Annotated in this window: 15 protein-coding genes, 1 tRNA gene and 3 pseudogenes; 15 read left to right on the top strand and 4 right to left on the bottom strand. The window is 38.6% G+C overall.

Annotated elements, in window-relative coordinates; all coding sequences use genetic code 11:
• The 6 genes and pseudogenes from NLX74_RS24125 (at position 1) to NLX74_RS24100 (ending at position 5,322) form a co-directional block, all read left to right on the top strand.
• Positions 1–723, top strand: a complete 723-nt coding sequence (locus NLX74_RS24125; protein WP_052132609.1) for a thioesterase II family protein — start codon at positions 1–3, stop codon at positions 721–723.
• A 306-nt stretch (positions 724–1,029) separates the two neighbouring features.
• Complete coding sequence (locus tag NLX74_RS24120) at positions 1,030–1,782, top strand: carbohydrate-binding protein (protein ID WP_090738952.1); 753 nt, start codon at positions 1,030–1,032, stop codon at positions 1,780–1,782.
• Between the two features lie 585 nt (positions 1,783–2,367).
• Positions 2,368–2,972, top strand: a pseudogene (locus NLX74_RS24115) (alpha-L-rhamnosidase-related protein).
• A 191-nt stretch (positions 2,973–3,163) separates the two neighbouring features.
• Positions 3,164–3,631, top strand: coding sequence for a GNAT family N-acetyltransferase (locus NLX74_RS24110; protein WP_254330743.1), 468 nt, complete (start codon positions 3,164–3,166; stop codon positions 3,629–3,631).
• Between the two features lie 1,112 nt (positions 3,632–4,743).
• Positions 4,744–5,019: an SGNH/GDSL hydrolase family protein gene (locus NLX74_RS24105; RefSeq protein ID WP_254330741.1), complete on the top strand. Its 276-nt coding sequence runs from the start codon at positions 4,744–4,746 to the stop codon at positions 5,017–5,019.
• A 78-nt stretch (positions 5,020–5,097) separates the two neighbouring features.
• On the top strand, positions 5,098–5,322 hold the full coding sequence (locus NLX74_RS24100; protein ID WP_254330739.1) for a hypothetical protein: 225 nt from the start codon (positions 5,098–5,100) through the stop codon (positions 5,320–5,322).
• Positions 5,323–5,543: 221 nt separating this feature from the next.
• Here the strand turns inward: NLX74_RS24100 and NLX74_RS24095 are convergent, their stop codons facing one another.
• From NLX74_RS24095 to pdxR (NLX74_RS24085), 3 genes are all read right to left on the bottom strand, one after another.
• Positions 5,544–6,194: a GNAT family N-acetyltransferase gene (locus NLX74_RS24095; protein WP_254330737.1), complete on the bottom strand. Its 651-nt coding sequence runs from the start codon at positions 6,192–6,194 to the stop codon at positions 5,544–5,546.
• A 274-nt stretch (positions 6,195–6,468) separates the two neighbouring features.
• Positions 6,469–7,017, bottom strand: coding sequence for a TetR/AcrR family transcriptional regulator (locus NLX74_RS24090; protein WP_254330735.1), 549 nt, complete (start codon positions 7,015–7,017; stop codon positions 6,469–6,471).
• A 343-nt stretch (positions 7,018–7,360) separates the two neighbouring features.
• Positions 7,361–8,791: a MocR-like pyridoxine biosynthesis transcription factor PdxR gene (gene pdxR, locus NLX74_RS24085; protein WP_254330733.1), complete on the bottom strand. Its 1,431-nt coding sequence runs from the start codon at positions 8,789–8,791 to the stop codon at positions 7,361–7,363.
• A 384-nt stretch (positions 8,792–9,175) separates the two neighbouring features.
• Here pdxR (NLX74_RS24085) and NLX74_RS24080 point away from each other — a divergent pair, with 384 nt between their 5' ends.
• Positions 9,176–9,895 (top strand): type 1 glutamine amidotransferase, encoded by a 720-nt coding sequence (locus NLX74_RS24080; protein WP_254330731.1) that lies wholly within the window; start codon positions 9,176–9,178, stop codon positions 9,893–9,895.
• Positions 9,896–10,348: 453 nt separating this feature from the next.
• Here the strand turns inward: NLX74_RS24080 and pdxR (NLX74_RS24075) are convergent, their stop codons facing one another.
• Positions 10,349–11,773: a MocR-like pyridoxine biosynthesis transcription factor PdxR gene (gene pdxR / locus NLX74_RS24075; RefSeq protein WP_254330730.1), complete on the bottom strand. Its 1,425-nt coding sequence runs from the start codon at positions 11,771–11,773 to the stop codon at positions 10,349–10,351.
• A gap of 298 nt (positions 11,774–12,071) precedes the next feature.
• Here pdxR (NLX74_RS24075) and NLX74_RS24070 point away from each other — a divergent pair, with 298 nt between their 5' ends.
• The 8 genes and pseudogenes from NLX74_RS24070 to NLX74_RS24035 all read left to right on the top strand — a co-directional run bounded on the left by NLX74_RS24070 (position 12,072) and on the right by NLX74_RS24035 (position 20,541).
• Positions 12,072–12,815: a YggS family pyridoxal phosphate-dependent enzyme gene (locus tag NLX74_RS24070; protein WP_254330719.1), complete on the top strand. Its 744-nt coding sequence runs from the start codon at positions 12,072–12,074 to the stop codon at positions 12,813–12,815.
• A 216-nt stretch (positions 12,816–13,031) separates the two neighbouring features.
• Positions 13,032–14,210, top strand: a pseudogene (locus NLX74_RS24065) (acetylornithine transaminase).
• Positions 14,211–14,300: 90 nt separating this feature from the next.
• Positions 14,301–15,389, top strand: coding sequence for a 3-phosphoserine/phosphohydroxythreonine transaminase (gene serC, locus NLX74_RS24060; protein WP_254330718.1), 1,089 nt, complete (start codon positions 14,301–14,303; stop codon positions 15,387–15,389).
• Positions 15,390–15,420: 31 nt separating this feature from the next.
• A pseudogene (locus tag NLX74_RS24055) lies at positions 15,421–16,880 on the top strand (aminotransferase class I/II-fold pyridoxal phosphate-dependent enzyme).
• 67 nt (positions 16,881–16,947) lie between these two features.
• Positions 16,948–18,261: a glutamate-1-semialdehyde 2,1-aminomutase gene (hemL, locus tag NLX74_RS24050; protein ID WP_416145651.1), complete on the top strand. Its 1,314-nt coding sequence runs from the start codon at positions 16,948–16,950 to the stop codon at positions 18,259–18,261.
• Positions 18,262–18,513: 252 nt separating this feature from the next.
• Positions 18,514–18,912, top strand: a complete 399-nt coding sequence (locus tag NLX74_RS24045; protein ID WP_254330696.1) for a GNAT family N-acetyltransferase — start codon at positions 18,514–18,516, stop codon at positions 18,910–18,912.
• An 88-nt stretch (positions 18,913–19,000) separates the two neighbouring features.
• Positions 19,001–20,242 carry a serine hydroxymethyltransferase gene (locus NLX74_RS24040; protein ID WP_254330695.1) on the top strand — a complete coding sequence of 414 codons (1,242 nt, stop codon included), beginning with the start codon at positions 19,001–19,003 and terminating at the stop codon, positions 20,240–20,242.
• Positions 20,243–20,467: 225 nt separating this feature from the next.
• Positions 20,468–20,541, top strand: a tRNA-Cys gene (locus NLX74_RS24035).
• Positions 20,542–20,692: the final 151 nt, after the last annotated feature.

Below are 20,692 nucleotides of genomic sequence, written 5' to 3'. Positions count from 1 at the left end.
ATGGATAAGATTAAATTGTTTTGTCTGCCGTATGCAGGAGGTTCTGCAGCAGTATATAAATATTGGGAACAATACTTGCATGATAGGATTGAGCTTTTCCCGATTGAGCTTGCGGGAAGAGGCAGCAGGATTGGTGAACCGTTTTACGGAAGTGTTGAGGAAGCGCTTGAAGATATACACCGTATTATCATAAGCAACCTTGAAGAACAACCTTATGCGTTGTTTGGCCACAGTATGGGCAGTGTACTTGTATATGAACTTGCCTATAGAATAAAGGAGCTCGGACATCCATATCCTGTCCATATGTTTATTTCCGGCAGATATCCTCCGGGTTTTGTAAGTAAGAAGAAGGTACTCTATGATTTGCCGGATAAGGAGTTTGTGGATGAGGTATTTAAGCTGGGAGGCACGCCCAAAGAGGTTCTGAAAAGCAATGAATTAATGGAGTTGTTTTTACCGATACTCAGAGCGGATTTTAGAATTACTGACACATACAGGCACATTGAAAAAAACGCTAAGCTTGACTGCGATATAAGTGTATTGTGGGGAAAAAGAGAAAAGGGAGCCACTATTTTTGACGTTGCAAAATGGCATGATTATACGTCCAAAAGTTGTAAAATTCATATGTTTGACGGGGATCATTTTTTTATACACGATTACAAAAAGGATGTAGCAGCAATAATAAATAGTAGTCTCATCGACTTTGCAGACAATGTTATGTGAAGACTGAAGTTTATTTAAAATTTAATATGAAATCAAGAGGCTAAGTTTTTAGGTTGACTTTAATGACCTGTAGACTTAGCCTCTTTCCAGTCTAATCAAAAATTTCAAGAAAGTAGAACCTACGTCCTATTGGAATTATTTTCATGTTTCTGTATTATCAGAATTGTAATCATTTGTTTAATCGCTTTAATTATGGAATGAACTTGAAGTATTTGTGAAAACAAAGGGGGGGGAAATAGTGCTGATAAATGTTGAAAATGAGCAACACAGGAAAATATCAGAAGAAAAATACAAGGAGGTTTGAAAATGACTAGCAAAAAGTTTTCTTTTAAAGCCACATCACTTTTGGTAGTTTTAGCAGTATTCTTATCCACCTTTTGCGCAGTCTTGCCGGTGAGCGCAGCCGCTAGGGGAGCATGGGCACCAAATACTGCCTATGCAGTAAATGATACAGTAACATATAGTGGAAGTACTTATACCTGTCGTCAGGCACATACTTCCCTCGTAGGTTGGGAACCACCTATTGTTCCTGCTTTATGGGAGAAAGGCGGCAGCGGAACTACGCCACCTACAACACCGCCAACAACGCCACCAACAGGTCCTTCAGTAACAAAGCCTTCCGAAGTTCCAAGCCACATATGGACATACACAATGAATGCGGGCGATAAATTCGGTAAAGGCGGAGATTTTGCTTTATTGCTGAGTGCTGTGATCAAAAAGGAAAGCAGCTTTGGAGCAGGCTTACCAGGCAGTCCATCAGCCGGCGACGGATTGATGCAGGTAGAACCAAACACACGTAATGCTTATTTATCTCAATTCAGTTCAAAATTTGGCCGTGCTTATAATCACGGCAGTGAACAAGATCAGGTATGCTTGGGCGGACTGATTTTAAATGAAAAGATTACTAGATTCGGCAACATATATAATGGCTTATTACACTATAACGGAGGAGATAACTGGTATCCGGGAGCTACAGACTCTTATGGCCGTCCTATTCTGGCCAATCAATATGCAGATGCAGTTTACGCTACTTATAAGGGCTATGGCGGTAAGAACTAAGGTGGATTTTAAAAAAAGATAAGCAAAATCGGGCTGAAAAATGCGTTTTTTCAGCCCGATTTTTTTATCAGTTTTTAAATGGATAGAACAAGGGAAGAGAGATGATTCAAATCGGTTTCTATTTACACCACAGGTTAGTTCAATTCAACATTTTACTCTGGAACCTAGAGTTAAATCCAAGTATTTTTTTAATGTGAAAGTTGCCTTAAGGCAAGATTACTTGTATAGAGATGAATTTAAGAATGATTTATATAATGAAAATAGTAGATGTTTCAAAGCTATAGACCAATATATTAGAAAGAAATTCATCAAAAAACATCTAAAATGTATACTAATGCTTCAGGAACTTAGAAAAAATGAAAATGAAGAGTTCCCTCCCATTTGTCCATATGCTTATGCTTATGTATTTTGGAAGCAAACTTTATTAGGGAGAGAGCATTTTTACAATAATCTAGTTATTTCTAGAAGAAGGCCCGGTATAACTGTTGTAACTGAACTTATAGAGAGCATCATAGATGACTACAAAACTAAGCTCTTTGCCCATACCAATCTTTCTATATACGACAACAGAGAAATGTTTAGGTAGTGGAAAACGAATATCATCTTACAACCGGATTCGTTGGAACTCCATACCTGTGTCAAGTATTATCGAACAACGGGTTTCACGATACAGCGGTCAAGTTATTGCTACAGCAATCGTATCCATCCTGGTTATATTCTATAAATCAAGGAGCGACGACTATCTGGGAGCACTGGGATGGCATCAAGCCTGACGGCTCGTTCTGGAGTGACGATATGAATTCTTTTAATCATTATGCTTACGGTGCCATTGGAGAGTGGTTGTATCAAACTGTTGCAGGACTTGATTTAGACGAGGAGGTGCCGGCATACAAGCGAATTCGGATAGCACCACGATTTGCATGTGGGGAACTAACGTTTGCTCGTGCAGCTCTTAATACACCATATGGACGAGCGAATCACACTGGCACCTCGAGAAAGAAGGAACGAGACTATATGTGCAAGTACCCGCAAATGCGACTGCGGAAGTATTGCTGCAGGCTGCTGAACTAAGTAACGTATTTGAAAATGGAGAGACTTTGTCCTCTTCAGAAGGAGTAATCAGTTATGATCAAACAGAAAAAGGGATAGTTCTGACGATCGGTTCAGGTGCTTATAATTTTTACTGGTGATATTATGGCCTGACGGTAACTACAGGCTATTTTTCTAAGCTGGGGCAGAAAGGTTATGGGTTATGGGTTTAGCCATCTACGTGCAACTGTATACGATGCTCTATCGTACGAGCATTGCGTAGAATAACATTGGCTGAATCTCTTTGATTTTCAGAGGCGAAACGTTTGAACGTAGCAAAGGAGAGAAGAGTATGTTGGGTGTTCAAAAAGCCAGATCCGAGCATATCCCAGTGATGTGTGATTTGTTAACAGAATTGTTTCAAATGGAAAAAGATTTTACAGCCGGTAGCCAAGTCGAAAAAATGAGAGCCGGACTGAATATGATTATAAGTAATCCCGATTCTGGACAACTGCTATTATTGCTTGAGAATAATCAAATTATTGGAATGGCGAATTTATTATATTCTATTAGTACCGCTGAAGGCGGGAAGGTCATTGTACTTGAAGATTTTATTTTGTCATCAACGGAACGTGGTAAAGGATATGGCAAATTCTTTATGAAAGAAATCATTCGTTTTGCTAAGGAACATGGATTTTTAAGGATTACATTGTTAGTTGATGCAGATAATCCCACAGCACAGAGATTTTATGAGGGTGTTGGGTATGAATACTCCAATATGAAATGTATGCGGGTAAATGTCAATGAGACATCTACTTAAAGAATAGACCTATGTTATTTCGAAATTCTGAGGCAAAGCTGTTACTTTGTGAAAAAAGGATGGTGTGTTAAAAAGTTGGCTAAAAATCGAAATAAGCGGTTGGAAAATTGAAATGAGCGTGTGAACGGTGATATAAAATAGAAAACATCTGCAATCCTAATGAACCTGACCTCGCTTGAACGAAGCTCTGCCTGATCTAATAATAAGGAAAGAAATTGCAGATGAATGTTTGACGCGGTGTCGATGGGCGAGCTACTGATCAATTTAACGCCATCGGGAAGCAGAACAGGGATAGCCGCTGTTCGAATGCAATCCCGGCGCTTTCGGATAATACGGTTATCTGCGGTTCTTTCGGGAATTGAAATAATTGCTAACTCATTTGTTGGTTATTTAGAATTATCCAGAAATGTCCCTCCAAACTCCTAGTTAGATCTGGTTTACTCAGATCTTCTAGGCTATGAAGGGATTTTTTCAGTTTCCGATAAACCGCATACTTGGTAACGTTTCCGTACTGAAGTGGTCTGGGATATTGAAAAATTGATGCAATTATTATATTTTGATGCTCTTGAGACAAACCTAGATCATGTTCAATATCAAATATCAATAGAAACCGGAGTTATTGTTATAATTAAGGCCTTTTCATCTACAGAAGTTTGACATACACTAACGAAACAAAATGCTGTCTGGCATTGTATCGTCAGTACCGAGCTTTTTGAAAGCGCAAGCATGATTGGAACACAAAGCACTCCACTAGGTAAAAAAGATGAATTTTCATGGAGGGGATTTAGGAAAATTTCCATGGGTTTATGAAAATGCTGTATTTAAGCAGGATCAAAATGAATCGAAGAGGTGACTATGATTCGTGAGAAAACTTAGCAAAGTATTTGTATTAAGTATAATCATGCTCTTTTTGTTCAACTCAATATGGAATTTTGAGTTTCTGCGAGTAGATACTTCGTTAAAATCAAGTGATCTTAAGCTAAAAGATGAGGATATTGTGGACCGGAAAGTACAAATGATTAATATGGGAGTACCTGGAGACACCGCTCTAGGGAGGATTAATAAGGCTGGATTGGGAAACATCTTTTGTTAATGCAAATAAAGCGATCATTATGTTTAGAATGAATGATTTAAACGATGAGGAATACGAGGTTGACCAATATATCGAAGATATGAAATCTCTAATTGAAGCTGTTAAGTCAAAAGATATCCAAGATATTACTCTCTTTGCATCATCTCCATATGATGAGACCGTAAGTGTTGATGTAGCACCAATACCTGGGAAACTTCAAAGAATGCTGATTGCAGCTAAAAAACTTAAGCAAATAGCTAAAATCGAGGGATACCATTTTGTTGATTTTACATCTCCTATAACTAAAATCAATTAGGAACTCCAAAAAAATGATTCAAAAGCAACTATTATAGGCAGCGACCGTACGCATCCAAGGGATGTGGGAACATATATAATGATGTATCTCTATGCAAAAGAGCAAGGCTTTGCTCCTTTGATTGCAGATGTTGAGATAAATGCGAAGCGAGCCCAAATTAGGGAAGAACAGAATTGTGAAGTCGCGGATCTAAATATTAGTCAAGGTGTAGTATCATTTGCTTATAAACCCAAGTCCTTCCCTCTAGCAGTGAATAAAGCTTATCAGGATGCAGACAAGTTTGTTTCTCTGACAGAAGATTAAGCATCATTTTGTTTGTATTATTCGGCCAACCAGAAAACTCTGGCTGGCCATTTATGTTCGCTATATGAAGTGGTGACCGTGTTTCTTTTCTCATCGGTTCTGATTTCGTTTATCTAAAGACTTTCGTGCCTCTCACCATGAATCCGGGAATGGATATATCGTACTGATAGCAAAGAAAAAAGACGATATATAAAAGGTAATATTATCAGAAATTCGAGATATTATGTTGGGGATACAGACATCTTGAAACTCCAGTTGCCAATTGTTTTTCCATTCCGTTCAATTGTTGTAAAATCAAACTCGGTAAATCCATTCTTAGTATAGAATTTTCTATTGATATCATTATTCGTAAAAGTAACAAACGATTCTGACTTGCTCCCTTTACTTTGTTCTTTAATGTAGGGGATGACACAGTCCTTAAGCATTTTACTTCCCAATTGCTGACCCCTGCATGAGTTGTCAACTGCCAGGGATTCTAAGAACCAGGAACGTTTTTTAAGATCCTTACTGGGTTCATGACCTTCATTGAGAATCTTTAAAAATTTAAACACTTTGGTGATGCTGACTGTTCTAAATAATTTGAATACACCAGCACGGAAATAGTCAAATAAACCGATACCCTTACTATAAGGGCGGTCTAAAATAGCAAAACTTTTTATCTGATTTTCTACTTCGCCCACAAAAACGACACTTTTCTTATAATATGCTCCGATGTAAACCTGAAAGATTTCTGTCATAAAATCAACAAAGCTATCCTCATCTGTAAATTCACTCCTGATCTCACTGCATAATGGATAATCTGCAAATGACACGGCATTCAATCGTGCTACCTCTTTCAATTCTTCCAGCCTTGGTCTTCTGTAATTAATCATGCTCGATTCCTCCTAATTTCATTTATTAATTGTTGTTCTAAAGTAAGTAATATTAGACAAATCAAGTTGTTATTACTGCCATTGAAATAGCTCATTCAGTATTTATTAAATTTTAACCTTAATAAGGGGCTTATAGTAAGACACAGTTATAATCAAAATATCCGCTAACGAACACTTTGCTCCACAATGTTCGTTAGCGGATATTTTAGTTTACTTTGATTATTGTTAGTTTAATCACGCATAAGATAAAATGGAAAATATAGAGCATGGCGTTCTATTCCCATAGGTATCCTAATAGATTTGACAGGCATAAGGTGACTTCTTCGGCAGGCATGGAAAAATCCGTCTCAGTCCACCACATTATAATACCGACAACACCAGTTGTATAATAAGCTACTAAAGGCGGCAGGGTCTCACAGGCCAACTGTACACCCTCCGTCTTGCAGACATTGAGTATATTGGTAAAGAAGCTGCTAAATGTCCCTTGAAGCAGTCGCTGTAATTCATCTGACATTTCTGCCACAAAGAGATTATAGTACAGCTTTTTATTGTCGCGAATATCAAGGAGAACATGTAGTATTACTTCCTCTGGTGGCGAGTTCAGTATTATATCTTCCAGCCCTTTCTGCTCTTGATGCAAAATATAAGAGATAAGCTTATATTTTGCATCAAAATGAGCATAGAACGTGGTACGTCCTATAATAGCCGTCTTGCAAATATCATTAACGGTAATTTTTCGGAAAGGCTTTTGTTCGAGTAAAGTATCCATTGCTTGTACAATAGCTTCTCTACTTTTCGTTATTCTAATGTCCTCTTCAAGCACGTATTAGCTCTCCTTGCTATTTGAGTAAACGTTTATATACTACAGGCGGGATGGAAGTATATCAAGGGTCGACTTGTAAACAATTATATGATCTGTCCAGTCGAAGATGAGCTGCAGCTATATCGATGGTGTGTCAAAATTCTGCAGATGGGTAACAGGCATCCGTAGAACCGAAGGTGACTGCCAGCGTTATTCTAATTAATCTTATCTTTGTGAAAGGTATTGTTTACCCAAGATATAGCCTTGTCTGTGTACTTCCATCTGGTTGATGGTGTCGTCACCGTTAGCGAAGATCAGCGGTTTTGGCGATTATTCAGGTAATGTTGGTTGATTGCGAATCCACCTAAATTAAAATATCAGATAGTCGATCAATGCCTTCCTTAATGGCTGCTTCACTTACATTAGCGAAGCCCAGTACCCATCCTTTTCGATTACTCTCCAAACAATATGTGCTAAGAGGGTAAATGCGCACCCCCTTTTCAAGTGCCTTATTTGTTATTGTTCCTTCATCTGATGAAGATTCAGCTTCGAGAAGCATGTGCAAGCCTGTTTCTACGCCGCTTAATCGGAAATGCTTGTTTAAATCTGCCGCGAGGATAGCTTTCGTCATGGCTGCGTGTCTACGCCGATATACATTTCGCACCCTCCTCATATGACGCATGAAATGGCCATGCTCAATAAAATGAGCAAGTGTTAACTGTTCCATAATGGGAAGATGGCGGTAGATCAATTCATGTATGTGTGCAAGCTGACGAATGGCATCTTTAGAACCGATAATTGCTGATGTGCGAATACCGGGGGCGACCATTTTTGAAAAGCTTATCATATACAATGTATTTTGAGGTTGCTGGTTGTATAACGATGGGAGGGGGTCACCACGATAGCGAAATTCGCTGTCATAATCGTCCTCAACAATCCAGAATGAATGTTGTGCGGCCATTTGTAATAACTGCTGTCTTCGAGGTTCTGACATGATGACCCCAACTGCACATTGATGTCCTGGTGTTACAAAAACAAGTTTGGATTGAGGGTCAACACGATCAACTTGCAGCCCGTAATCATCTACAGGAACTGGAACAACTTTCATCCGTCGATAGTTCATTGCCAACCAAGAAGCAGGGAATCCGGGGTCTTCTACCGATACAGTATCCCCTTCTTTTAGAAGGCCTTGGGCAATCAAATCGAGAGTATGTTGTGCGCCTGAAGTTAAAAGGATTTGATCGAGATCTACTTGGATGCCCCTTTCAACTGACAAATAATGTTGAATTTGTTCGCGTAATGATACAAGTCCATAAGCATCACCATATGCCCAATCCTGCAATTCTGTTACTGAAGAGGCTTTTAGAAAAGATTGCCTCCAATTTTTTTGAAACTGATCATCCAAATATGGCTCATGAGGGTTGAAGTTGATCACTACCTTTTGATTGTTCTCTCCTCTGATCCAGTTGTGTAAATAGCCTGCATTTATATTTAATTTTGGCAATTCAGGAATTATTGGTTCTCGGAAGGATGCTTCTTCTGGTAAAAGAGACCCACATGCCCAATTACTTACTCTTGTACCGTTTCGGCGAGATGTTACTGTGTAACCGCGACTGAATAACTCCTCATAAACTATCTGAATCGTTGAACGCGAAACCCCAACTAATTGGGCCAGTTCACGAGAAGGAAGCAGTAGTTCACCAGGAGGCCACTTCCCCGTTGTAATATTATGAATCATTTGATCAAGTAATTGCTGCCAAATTGGTTGTTTATCATCTCGATTTACTTTCAACATCGGTTTCACCTCGGATCCCGTCAAGTAATGAAGTATGGACTGTGTAAAATATATAATCATTGTGTATCATTAACAGTCCATTAGAAAATATACTAACATGGACAATGTTATTTTAGCAAAATTTCTAGAATTGATAGGCGTAGGCTAGAGCGTTCCAATCCACTTCAAATAGGTATTAAGATCATATCTGATTTGTGTTAGGTTCCGAAAAAATAATGAGATGGGATATGAAATGGATTGTTCAAAAAATAATAGTATGGAAGTTTCTATTGGCTAAATAACTGTTATAATTTTAAGAAATTTAAAGATAGTTCTATAGAATAAGGTTCATGATTTAGATGAATCAAAGTATAGAAAATTAATTACAAAAAAGGAGTTTTTTGTATGCATATTCATTTTCTTGTTCATGAAGTTTTCGAAGGGCCGGGTGCTTTTCTTACATGGGCCGAAGCAAATAAACATAGCGTTGGATATTCAAGGGTTTATAATGGTGAACAGCTTCCTCAATCGATCGAGGAAATTGATTTATTAATTGTATTGGGTGGACCTCAATCTCCAAGTACAACCGTAAAAATGTGCCCACACTTTGATTCGGCCTCAGAAGTGGCGCTGATTAAAAGGTGCGTGGAATCAAACAAGGCTGTATTAGGAGTTTGTTTGGGAGCTCAACTCATTGGGGAAGCTCTTGGGGCAAGATATGAGCATAGTCCAGAAAAAGAAGTTGGTTGTTTTCCGATAACATTTACGGATGAAGGGAAGAAGATAGAACTTTTTTCTCATTTCGATAATACCAGTGTTGTAGGTCATTGGCATAATGATATGCCTGGATTATCAGCAGGAAGCCAAGTGGTGGCATACAGCGAAGGTTGTCCAAGACAAATTGTAAGGTACCAAGAATTTGTGTATGGGTTTCAATGTCACATGGAGTTCAATCCGGAGTTGATTGAGCTTTTGATTGCACATTCAGAAGAAGAGTTGATTCGAGATAAAAACAAACGTTTTGTACAGCAAGCTGATGAATTAAGGAAAAATGATTACACTTCAATGAATAATCAATTATTTTCCTTCCTGGATAAATTTACTTCTGAATATTTGAAGAAATAGCTCAGGAGATAGGTAAAGTGGAGCAAGATAGATGAGTTTTTTTGTAAACGTAGATTGGCGCATGAGTAATTGGCTATGGTTTTAGTCAATCAGCTTAAATGTTGGCTAGAGCTGGTCACCTGTTTGATTTGTATTGTGATTCGTGTGAAACCATAAGATTTGCTGTAAAATTGATAGTGGATTGTTCAAAAGGTCGCTGCTCTCACATGCGACCTTAATTCTTGAACTTTTGGATATTGGATCTACGCCATAATGTTAATTCCATGATTGTAAGAAAAACCCTAGAGTTATTTAGTATAAACGAGGAACGTGATATCCACTCTGGGTAAACCTATATATTGTTGACTTTTTAAAATCTGTCAAACATTAAAAGTAGATTATCAATGTATAATATATAGATGGAACTATCGCTATTCATCACGACATGGTCGTGATAATGAATCTTACGTATTTTCATAAGACTGTTTCTGCAAGTCGGTATATTCCTTCCTCAATTAATTCCTCGTCTACCTTTGCAAAACCTAATACCCATCCTTTACGTTTGCTCTCCAAGCAGTAAGAATGAAGTTGATGTACATGAACTCCTTTCAGAAATGCACGATGGGTCATCATACTCTCCTCGAAACACTCATTAGCCTCCAGTAATACATGGAGACCAGTTTCAACTCCTTGTAATGTAAATTTCTCGCGAAGACCACTTGCAACAATTGACTTTTGCAGTATCTCGTGTCGACGACGATAGACATTTCTAACTCGTCGCATATGGCGCATAAAATATCCGTGTTCAATGAAGTGCGATAGTGTTACTTGCTCCATGATTGGAAGATGACGATAGGTGAATGCTTGGACGCGAGCCAATTGTTCAATCGCTTTTGTAGGCCCAATAATTGCTGATATTCGAATGCCCGGTGCAGTTAATTTTGAGAAACTCATTAAGTAAAGACAATTTTGTGGTAGCTGACTATATAAAGTCGGCACAGGTTCCCCGCGGTAACGAAACTCACTGTCATAATCATCTTCAATAATCCAAGCTCGCTGTTTCGCTGCCTTATGCAGAAGCTGCTGTCTGCGCGATGCCGACAGCATTACGCCAACAGCACATTGATGAGCAGGGGTTACAAAAATTAGTTTGGCTTCAGGTGCTATGCTTTCCACTACAAGACCGTATTCATCAACAGGAACTGGAGCAACCCTCATATGCCGATACTTCATTGTCATCCATGCTATGGGATAACCAGGATCCTCCACGGACACCGTATCTCCTTCGGTCAAAAGCGCTTGGGCAATGAGATCAATGCTTTGCTGTGCTCCAGATGTTAATAAAATTTGGTTTGTTTGAACGTGAATGCCACGTTCAAGTGATAAATGGCGCTGGATTTGTTCGCGTAAAGGCTCAAATCCATAAGAATCCCCGTAAGACCAACTGGATGCACTTAAATTGGAAGAGGCCTTCAAATAAGACTTACGCCACAAATTTTGAAAGTGCGAATCCAAATAAGGTTGATAGGGACTAAAATCTATAACTGAATTTAGGTGATCTTTGCTTCTGAACCAATGTTGTGACTGATCAACAAAATGAGGCAGATCAGGGAGCTTAGGGGGGGAAGGTGAAATTTTCTCCTTTATTGGCTTTCCAGTAAAGTGCCTCCAATCATTCACGTGTGTTCCCCCACGTCGAGAGGTCACCGTATACCCACGAGTAACTAGCTCTTCATACACAATTTGTACGGTTGAACGAGAAATTTCTAGCTGTTTGGCAAGTTCCCGAGAAGGTGGAAGGAGTTGGCCAGGATTCCAAACACCGCTTACAATATGATTTATAGCCTGATCAAGTAATTGCTGCCATATTGGTCTTTTATCGGTACGATCTATTTTCATGAACTCGTATCCCATCCTTAATAAAATTCATGTGAATTATTAATGTTTTTGGATTGTTAGAATTGTAGTGTTTTGGATATATATAACCAATCCACCTATTGCTATACTAGCATAGGGTTATTTGCTTGTACAACGATTGCGAATTATCACTTACTTATCAAACGAAAATTATAAAAACGGAAGTATCGCGGTAGGTTGTCATTTTCGTTAAATGAACTGGCTGGTGTGGGGAGTTATTATTCCCAAAATAGATGAGAACAAAAAACACGGAATACAGAGAACAAGGAGTGGGAAAATAATGAATCATTTTGTTAAAGAAAATCTTCGAAGCGTCAAAGAGCAAATGAGAGCTGCATGCCAATCATCTGGCCGCAGCATCGACGAAGTGAAATTATTGTTGGCCACTAAAACGGTGCCGATTGAAAAGCTTGAATTAGCAATGCAAGCAGGGGAAATCTTGTTTGGTGAGAATAAAGCGCAAGAGTTGCGCGGGAAATTCCCGCTTATGGAACAATATAATCAAGTCGAATGGCATTTTATTGGACACCTCCAAACGAATAAAGTTAAGGACGTTGTTAAATATGTAACTATGATTCATTCTGTAGATCGCTTGAAGTTAGGACAAGCATTGCACAATCAACTTCTCAAAGAGAATAAGACCATGGATATATTGATGCAAGTCAATACTTCATACGAAGAAAGCAAATTTGGTGTCTCGCCTGAATCGGCACTAGAGTTAGTTGAGCAATTGTCTCATTTCGAAACATTAAATATAAAAGGTTTGATGACAATTGGGAAGTTAAGTGCTACAAACGATGAGACTCGTCACTGTTTTAAATTATTAAAGTCTATTCAGACACAAATCAAGGAAAAAAATATTCCACGTGTAGAGATGGACATCCTTTCAATGGGAATGTCCGGAGATTTTAAGGTAGCTATTGAAGAAGGTGCCACGATTATTCGCGTAGGGACCAGAGTGTTTGGACAGCGCTATTTGCCTGATGAATATTACTGGAACGAGAAAGGGAATTATGATGAATAGATTGATATAGAAAGGAGCGCATGGATCAGATAGAAATTCGGAAACAATTCCAATCTTAATTAAAAAATGAATGATCATGTACTTTTCTATTTATAGACATTTATGTTTATGGACAATCGCCCATGCGAGTTTCTATATCTATGATACAGAAGACGATGTTGAACGCTTTCTAATTGTATTACTTAAAACCAATGGATATTTTATGGAGTGATAAATTTGAACATAGAACAACATAGCGCCTTATTTCAAAATTATGCAAAGTTTCCTATCACTTTAGTGAAAGGAGAGGGGAGCCGATTATGGGATAATGAAGGAAATGAATATTTAGACTTTATGTCTGGATTGGCTGTGTGCAACTTGGGGCATATACCCAATAGGGTAAAGAAACGTGTTCAGGAACAACTAGAGCGTTTATGGCGTGTTTCTAATCTGTTTCATACTTCTAATCAGGAAGAATTGGCACGTTTGCTAGTTGACCATAGCTTTGCTGATCTCGTTTTTTTTGTAATAGTGGGGCCGAAGCAAATGAAGCGGCTATTAAATGCGTAAGACGTCATCATCAAAAGATTTTTAAAAATGGAAAATACGAAATCATCACATTCGAAAAATCATTTCATGGCCATACATTGGCGACATTAACAGCAACAGGTCAAGATAAAGTTAAAGATGGCTTTTTTCCATTACCAGATGGCTTTTTATATGCTAATTATAATGACATTACTTCAATAGAAGAAAAAATGACGGATCGAACAGCCGCGGTAATGCTGGAACTTGTACAAGGTGAAGGTGGAGTTTATCCAGCCGATCCTAAATTTGTTACTCAACTTGCTGATTTATGCAAGGAGAGAGGAGCACTTCTAATTGTTGACGAGGTACAAACAGGAATGGGTCGAACCGGAAAATTATTTGCGTACGAACATTACGGTATTGAACCTGATATTGTAACTCTAGCTAAAGGATTGGCTAGTGGCTTTCCTATTGGAAGCAATGATTGGGAAAAGTTCACTCGGTAATGCTTTCTCTGCCGGAAGCCATGCTTCGACATTTGGAGGATCACCATTAGCCACTTCGGCTGGCATCGCTACTTTAGAAGTATTAATGGAAGAAAGACTCTTTGAGCATGCCGAAAAGATGGGGGAATATCTCATAATTAAGCTATCTGCTTTGCTTGAAAACGATCTTAGGGTGAAGGCTATTCGTGGTATGGGATTGTTAATTGGTATTGAATTTAAAGAATCAGTTTCAGAGATTATAGAACAATTGCATCAGTACGGATTGCTTGTAGTGCCAGGTGGACTCAACGTTATTCGTATCATGCCAAATTTGTATGTGACCCAAGAAGAAATAGAGCGGGCTTGTCATATCATCTCTTCAGTTCTTTTCGCAAGTATGTAACCATCAAGAGCGATGAATACAGCTTTGGAAAAGGGGTGCTTAAGCATCCCTTCTGTATATGTAAGGACATTAATTGAATAGAGGGATGAAATGAAACGCACTGTGCTGAATTTTAACGCTGGTCCAGCCGCCTTGCCTAGTGATGTAATGTCTCAACTTCAAACCGAATTATTAGATTTGCAAGGTAGCGGCCTATCCATTCTGGAAATTTCACATCGAAGTAAGCTATATGAAGATATAAATGAAGAATCCATGCAGTTGTTAAGAAATCTTTTAAATATCCCCTCCGAATATGAAGTATTGTTTTTGCAGGGAGGGGCAAGTACTCAATTTGCTATGGTACCGATAAACTTTCTTACCAAAGGTAGTGTGAGCAATTACATTTATAGTGGCACCTGGTCAGGAAAAGCCATTTCAGAAGCTCGTAAAGTAGGCAAGGTGTTTATAGCGGGAAGTTCGGAATCATGTAATTTCACTAAGATGCCTGATTTAGATAATGTACATTTATCTCCTAATTCTGCTTATATTCACTTGACTTCAAATGAGACTGTCGCTGGCACGCAATATAGTGAATTTCCTGACACGGGGCAAGTTCCACTAATTGCGGATATGTCTAGTGATATTCTTTCTCGGAAAATTGATATTTCTAAATTCTCTCTTATATATGCAGGAGCTCAGAAAAATATAGGTCCCTCTGGAGTTACGGTTGTTATTGTAAAGCGTGATATGCTCTCGCAAATCCCTGAACAAATACCGGATATTATGAATTATCGAGTACATGCAAACAGTGCATCTCTTTATCACACACCTCCAGTATTTGCTGTTTATATCGTAAGGCTTGTTCTTAAATGGATTAAGGATAATGGGGGTGTCGTCTCTATGGAAGAGCAGAATCGCATGAAGGCCGCACTTCTTTATGACACTATAGACCAGAGTGATGGATTTTACAATGGACTGGCCAATATTCATAGCAGATCCATGATGAATGTTACATTCAGAATAGGGAACAAGCAGCTGGAAGGGCTATTCCTTGATGAGGCAAATAATAATGGATTTATTGGCCTTAAAGGACACCGGGATGCCGGACATATGAGAGCATCGATCTACAACGCAGTATCATATAAGCATTGTGAACACCTGGCGGAGTTCATGCGTTATTTCCAAGGACGATTTGGTTAGAACTTTAATTTGGAAAGGAACATATATTTTCATGAATCAGCATCAAACACCTTTGTTTACCGCACTGATTGAACATGCTCAACAAAATCCTATTCCTTTTCATATACCAGGTCATAAGGCAGGATAAGGGATGGAACCCGAATTCAGAAGATTTTTTGGGAGCAAACGTATTGTCCATTGACCTTATTAATATTGCTCCTTTGGATGACTTACATCAACCTACTGGTGTTATTGATAAGGCACAACGTCTCGCGGCCCAAGCATTTGGTGGGGACTATACCTTGTTCTCCGTTCAAGGCACCAGTTGTGCGATTATGACCATGATTATGTCGGTTTGTGGAGCAGGCGATAAAATCATTGTTCCTCGTAACCTGCACAAGTCTACATTGTTCGCGATTATTTTTTCAGGAACGAAACCTGTTTTTGTTGTTCCTGAAAGAGATATTAAATTGGGAATTGGTCATGGAGTCTCCGTTGGTTCGGTCAGGAAAGCCTTAGAAAAACAGGGATGCTAAAGCTGTACTTATAATCAATCCAACGTATTTTGGAATCCGTACTGATTTGAGATTAATTGTAAATCTTGCCCACCAGCATGACATTCCAGTACTTGTAGATGAGGCATGGAGCATTGTTGAATTTCCATGACAAACTTCCTTTATCTGCTATGCAAAGCAGGGGTCGATATGGCTGTTACCAGTATGCATAAGCTTGGCGGTTCTTTAACGCAAAGTTCACTCCTTCATATCAGAGAGTGAATTGTTGATCCCAAAAAAGTACAGGCCATGTTCAGTATGTTGATCACAACATCGACATCATATATATTACTTGCTTCATTAGATATTGCCCGAAAGTATATTGCCGCAAATGGCCACGAAATAGTGGAAAAAACAATACAGCTAGCAGACTATGCTAGGGAGCGTATTAATAAATTACAAGGTCTTTCTTCATTTGGAAGAGAGATTGTTGGAACAGATGCTCTTTTCGTTTTGATCCTACCAAATTGAGTATTCATGTAGGCGAGCTTGAAATGACCGCTTATGCTGTGGAAATTGGCTGCGTGATCATTACAAAATAGAGGTTGAACTAAGTGATATGTATAATATTTTGTGTCTAATAACTGTTGGTGATTCAGTTGAAACGGTTGATTCTCTGATAGGAGCATTGGAAGAGCTTGCTTAATTCGAAGTAGTGGCTCTCATATTTACGAATCAAATGTAGATATTCCTGATGTATCATTGCTTTCATTAAGCCCACGTGAAGCTTTCTATAGTGATACCGAACTTGTACCATTCAGAGAATCTTGTGTACGAATTATTGCAGAATCGATTTATGTGTACCCTCCTGGAATTTCGATCTTATTACCGGGAGAAGTCATTGCAGAAAAGCATATTCAATATATTTTATTTGGAAGTAGGTCTACCAGTTAAAGGGCCGACGGATTTATCTCTTTCTTATGTCAAAGTTGTTGATGAAGTTAAAGCTATTTCCTGAGACCATTCGAGCTTATCATGGAGTAGGCTCATTTATTCAAGTTCATTAGAAGAGAGGTTGAATAAGTATGTTATCGATGCAAGGCAGAAATGACCAGAAGTCAAAACAGATATATGAAGAGGCACTTATTCATATTCCAGGTGGAGTTAATAGCCCTGTAAGAGCGTTCTCAACTGTTGGACTAACACCTGTTGTGCTGGAAAAAGGATATGGATCTCGCGTAATGGATCTCGATGGGAATGAGTTTATTGATTATATAGGATCGTGGGGGCCGTTGATTTTGGGCCATGCTCACACTAGTGTCCTTGAAGCGATTCACAGCACATCATTGCAAGGAACCAGTTTTGGTTTAACAACAGAGATTGAAGTTAAAATGGCCAAGATCATATGTGAGAATATCCCATCTATCGAAATGGTTCGTATGGTGAATTCAGGTACAGAAGCTACGATGAGTGCTTTACGACTAGCCAAAGGGTTTACCAAAAGAAATCTAATTGTAAAATTCGACGGTGGATATCATGGACATGCGGACGAATTGCTAGTTAATTCTGGTTCAGGTGTCCTTACGTTAGGAATACAGGATAATTCAAAAATTACTCAAAATGCAGAAAGTCATACATTTTCTTTGTCGTACAATAATTTAGATGAAGTTTTTCACATATTTGAAAAACATGGAGATGACATTGCGGCAATTATTGTCGAGCCCGTTGCAGGAAATATGGGAGTTGTCCCCGCTAGACCTGAATTCTTAAAAGGACTGCGTGAGGTAACACATAAATTTGGAAGCTTGCTTATTTTTGATGAGGTAATGACTGGCTTTAGGGTAGGATTACAGGGAGCTCAAGGTTTGTATGGAATTGCACCGGACATTACCTGTCTTGGCAAAATTATTGGCGGTGGACTTCCGGTTGGCGCTTATGGTGGCAGACGTGAAATCATGGAATATGTTGCACCTGTTGGACCTGTATATCAAGCAGGAACACTTTCCGGGAATCCCCTTGCTATGGCAGCAGGTTATACTACTTTGAAACTTTTAACACAGCCAGGTGTATATGAAGATCTGGAAAGAAAAGCATCTATGCTGGGGCAAGGTTTTTTGCAAAATGCTGAGAAAACCGGGATACCACTGAAAGTGAACCGAGTAGGATCTATGATGTGCCCATATTTTTCTGATTGTGAAGTGTTAGATTTTGAAACCGTCAATTCATCAAATATTAAATTATTCAAATCCTATTATGCTGCTTTGCTGAATCATGGAATTCTGGTAGCTCCTAGTCCATATGAAGCTCTTTTTATTTCTACTGCACACTCTGATATAGATATTGAATATACAATCAACAGTCATTATAAGGCATTAAAACAAATTTACGAAGAGATTTGAGAAGGTACAAAATGAATCGTTAATTTAAGTAATACCTATATTTATTGTTTCTTATAGACAGTTATATGGACATAAAGAGGAATAGAGAAACCAATATGGGCTGTATTAATTCTGAGCTCCGCTAATTCAAGTAATTAACTAACGATATATCTCTATATTTGTATTTCATTAAGATGATTCAGCGCTCAAAAGCGGAAGGAACAAAGAAGTCATAAAAGTAACTCATTTGTAAATCAAAAGGAGATAAGCAGGTTGGATATCACTTATACAAATCATAAAGATGTGAGCGTTAAGGATGTGATTCGGGTATTCAGAACAAGTGGAATTGTTCGTCCGATTGATCAACCCGAAAGAATCCAGATGATGATAAGTAATTCAGATATTCTCCTCTCGGCATGGCATGGGAATAAGATGATTGGGATAGCTCGTGCATTAACAGATTGGAGCTTTTGCTGCTATCTGTCAGACTTAGCTGTCGATCAAACCTTTCAAAAATCTGGAGTGGGTAGAAATCTAATTTCCATGGTACAAGAAGAAATAGGAGAAGGTGTTGCTTTAATCTTATTAGCTGCACCGAGCGCAATAACATATTATCCTAAAATCGGCTTCGACCTAATTAATAATGGTTTTATGATCAAACGTAAGAAATAACAAATGCCGAATCGTTCAAATTATATATACTTAGACTTTTTTATATCTTATTACAATATTGATGATATAAATTGAGAGGAAGATGTTCATGAATAAGCTGGGTCGTCAAGATAAATTGGTAGCCGATGCTATCAATCAAGAGCTTGTAAGGCAGCAAAATAAAATAGAATTGATTGCTTCTGAAAATTTTGTTAGTCAAGCAGTTATGGAGGCGACGGGGACCGTCTTGACCAATAAATACGCGGAAGGATACCCAGGGGTAAGATATTATGGTGGATGTGAATACGTCGATCTGGTTGAGAAACTTGCTATTCATCGCGCTAAGGAGCTTTTTGGTGCAGAGCATGTCAATGTACAGCCTCATTCTGGCGCACAGGCAAATATGGCTGTCTATTTCGCTTCAGTGAAACCAGGTGACACAATTCTAGGCATGAATTTATCTCATGGTGGACATCTTACACATGGGAGTCCAGTAAATTTTTCTGGAGAAATCTATAATTTTGTTTCTTATGGTGTTGATCAAAAAACGGAACGTATCGACTTTGATCAAGTGCGAAAACTCGCACATAAGCATCGGCCACGTATGATTGTAGTAGGAGCAAGTGCCTATCCAAGAGTGATTGAATTTGAGATATTCGCTCAGATCGCCAATGAAGTTGGAGCTCTTGTTTTAGTAGATATGGCACATATCGCTGGAATTGTTGCAGCAGGCTTACATCCTAACCCAGTACCCAATGCCCACTTCGTAACAACAACTACGCACAAAACCTTGAGAGGACCAAGAGGGGGGATGATTATGTGTAGGGAACCTTGGGCTCAGGTGATTGATAAAGCCATATTTCCTGGAACACAAGGTGGTCCATTTATGCATGTCATTGCAGCAAAAGCAGTTGTACTGGGAGAAGCTATGCAGCAGGATTTTGTAACTTATATAGAAAAGGTTCTTGACAATGCCAAAGTATTGGCAGATTCGTTAATTAACGAGGGGTTATCTGTTGTTACAGGAGGAACGGATAATCATATTGTCTTAGTTGATTTGCGTACTATTGGAATGACAGGGCAAGAAGCACAAACCATACTTGATAATTTAGGAATCACTGCGAATAAAAACTCCATTCCTTATGATACTGTCAGCCCGCTAGTAACGAGCGGCATTCGTTTTGGAACTCCTGCTATGACATCTAGGGGACTAGGACGTATAGAAATGAAAGAAATTGCGCGGCTTATTGGGCTTGCTTTAAAAAATCCCAAGGACTCAACGATTAAAGGACAAATTGTAGGGCAAATTCGAGAAATCACTTCTCAATTTCCTTTATACAGTGGCCTTTAAAGTGTTGAAGCTTTGAAAGAAAGAACTGCCGTATCTGTATCGGCAGTTCTTTTTCAATTTGAAATAAATATAAAAAATATGCAACGGTTATGTCGAATTTATGGATTGAGCAGATTATTAGTTTTTGGATGTTTCACTTCCACCCATTAATAGATATATTATAACATAGCAAGTGATCAAATATCATGAGAAGTGAGGGCAGTATCTTTAAATATTTTTATTGATGGCGCCATAGCCAAGTGGTAAGGCTGAGCTCTGCAAAGGCTTGATCCCTAGTTCGAATCTGGGTGGCGCCTCCATCATAATTTCTAGTTCAAACAAAATAGTTCTTTAGCTATAACTAACAACCTTAAATATATAATGGTTTTATGATTTAGCGTAAAAACAAACGGCTATGTTGATACTTTGAGCCGTTTGTTTTTATTTTTATACAATATTTAAAATGAATTT

Source organism: Paenibacillus sp. MZ03-122A, from assembly GCF_024213325.1.
In the GTDB taxonomy this organism is placed as follows: Bacteria; Bacillota; Bacilli; order Paenibacillales; family Paenibacillaceae; genus Paenibacillus; species Paenibacillus polymyxa_B.
This window is presented reverse-complemented; position numbering and strand designations above follow the sequence as displayed.

Excerpts from the sequence above, each read along its gene's own strand:
- NLX74_RS24125 (WP_052132609.1), top strand. The coding sequence starts at position 1 with ATGGATAAGATTAAATTGTTTTGTCTGCCGTATGCAGGAGGTTCTGCA.
- NLX74_RS24120 (WP_090738952.1), top strand. The coding sequence starts at position 1,030 with ATGACTAGCAAAAAGTTTTCTTTTAAAGCCACATCACTTTTGGTAGTT.
- NLX74_RS24110 (WP_254330743.1), top strand. The coding sequence starts at position 3,164 with ATGTTGGGTGTTCAAAAAGCCAGATCCGAGCATATCCCAGTGATGTGT.
- NLX74_RS24105 (WP_254330741.1), top strand. The coding sequence starts at position 4,744 with ATGTTTAGAATGAATGATTTAAACGATGAGGAATACGAGGTTGACCAA.
- NLX74_RS24100 (WP_254330739.1), top strand. The coding sequence starts at position 5,098 with ATGATGTATCTCTATGCAAAAGAGCAAGGCTTTGCTCCTTTGATTGCA.
- NLX74_RS24095 (WP_254330737.1), bottom strand. The coding sequence starts at position 6,194 with ATGATTAATTACAGAAGACCAAGGCTGGAAGAATTGAAAGAGGTAGCA.
- pdxR (WP_254330733.1), bottom strand. The coding sequence starts at position 8,791 with ATGTTGAAAGTAAATCGAGATGATAAACAACCAATTTGGCAGCAATTA.
- NLX74_RS24080 (WP_254330731.1), top strand. The coding sequence starts at position 9,176 with ATGCATATTCATTTTCTTGTTCATGAAGTTTTCGAAGGGCCGGGTGCT.
- pdxR (WP_254330730.1), bottom strand. The coding sequence starts at position 11,773 with ATGAAAATAGATCGTACCGATAAAAGACCAATATGGCAGCAATTACTT.
- NLX74_RS24070 (WP_254330719.1), top strand. The coding sequence starts at position 12,072 with ATGAATCATTTTGTTAAAGAAAATCTTCGAAGCGTCAAAGAGCAAATG.
- serC (WP_254330718.1), top strand. The coding sequence starts at position 14,301 with ATGAAACGCACTGTGCTGAATTTTAACGCTGGTCCAGCCGCCTTGCCT.
- hemL (WP_416145651.1), top strand. The coding sequence starts at position 16,948 with ATGTTATCGATGCAAGGCAGAAATGACCAGAAGTCAAAACAGATATAT.
- NLX74_RS24040 (WP_254330695.1), top strand. The coding sequence starts at position 19,001 with ATGAATAAGCTGGGTCGTCAAGATAAATTGGTAGCCGATGCTATCAAT.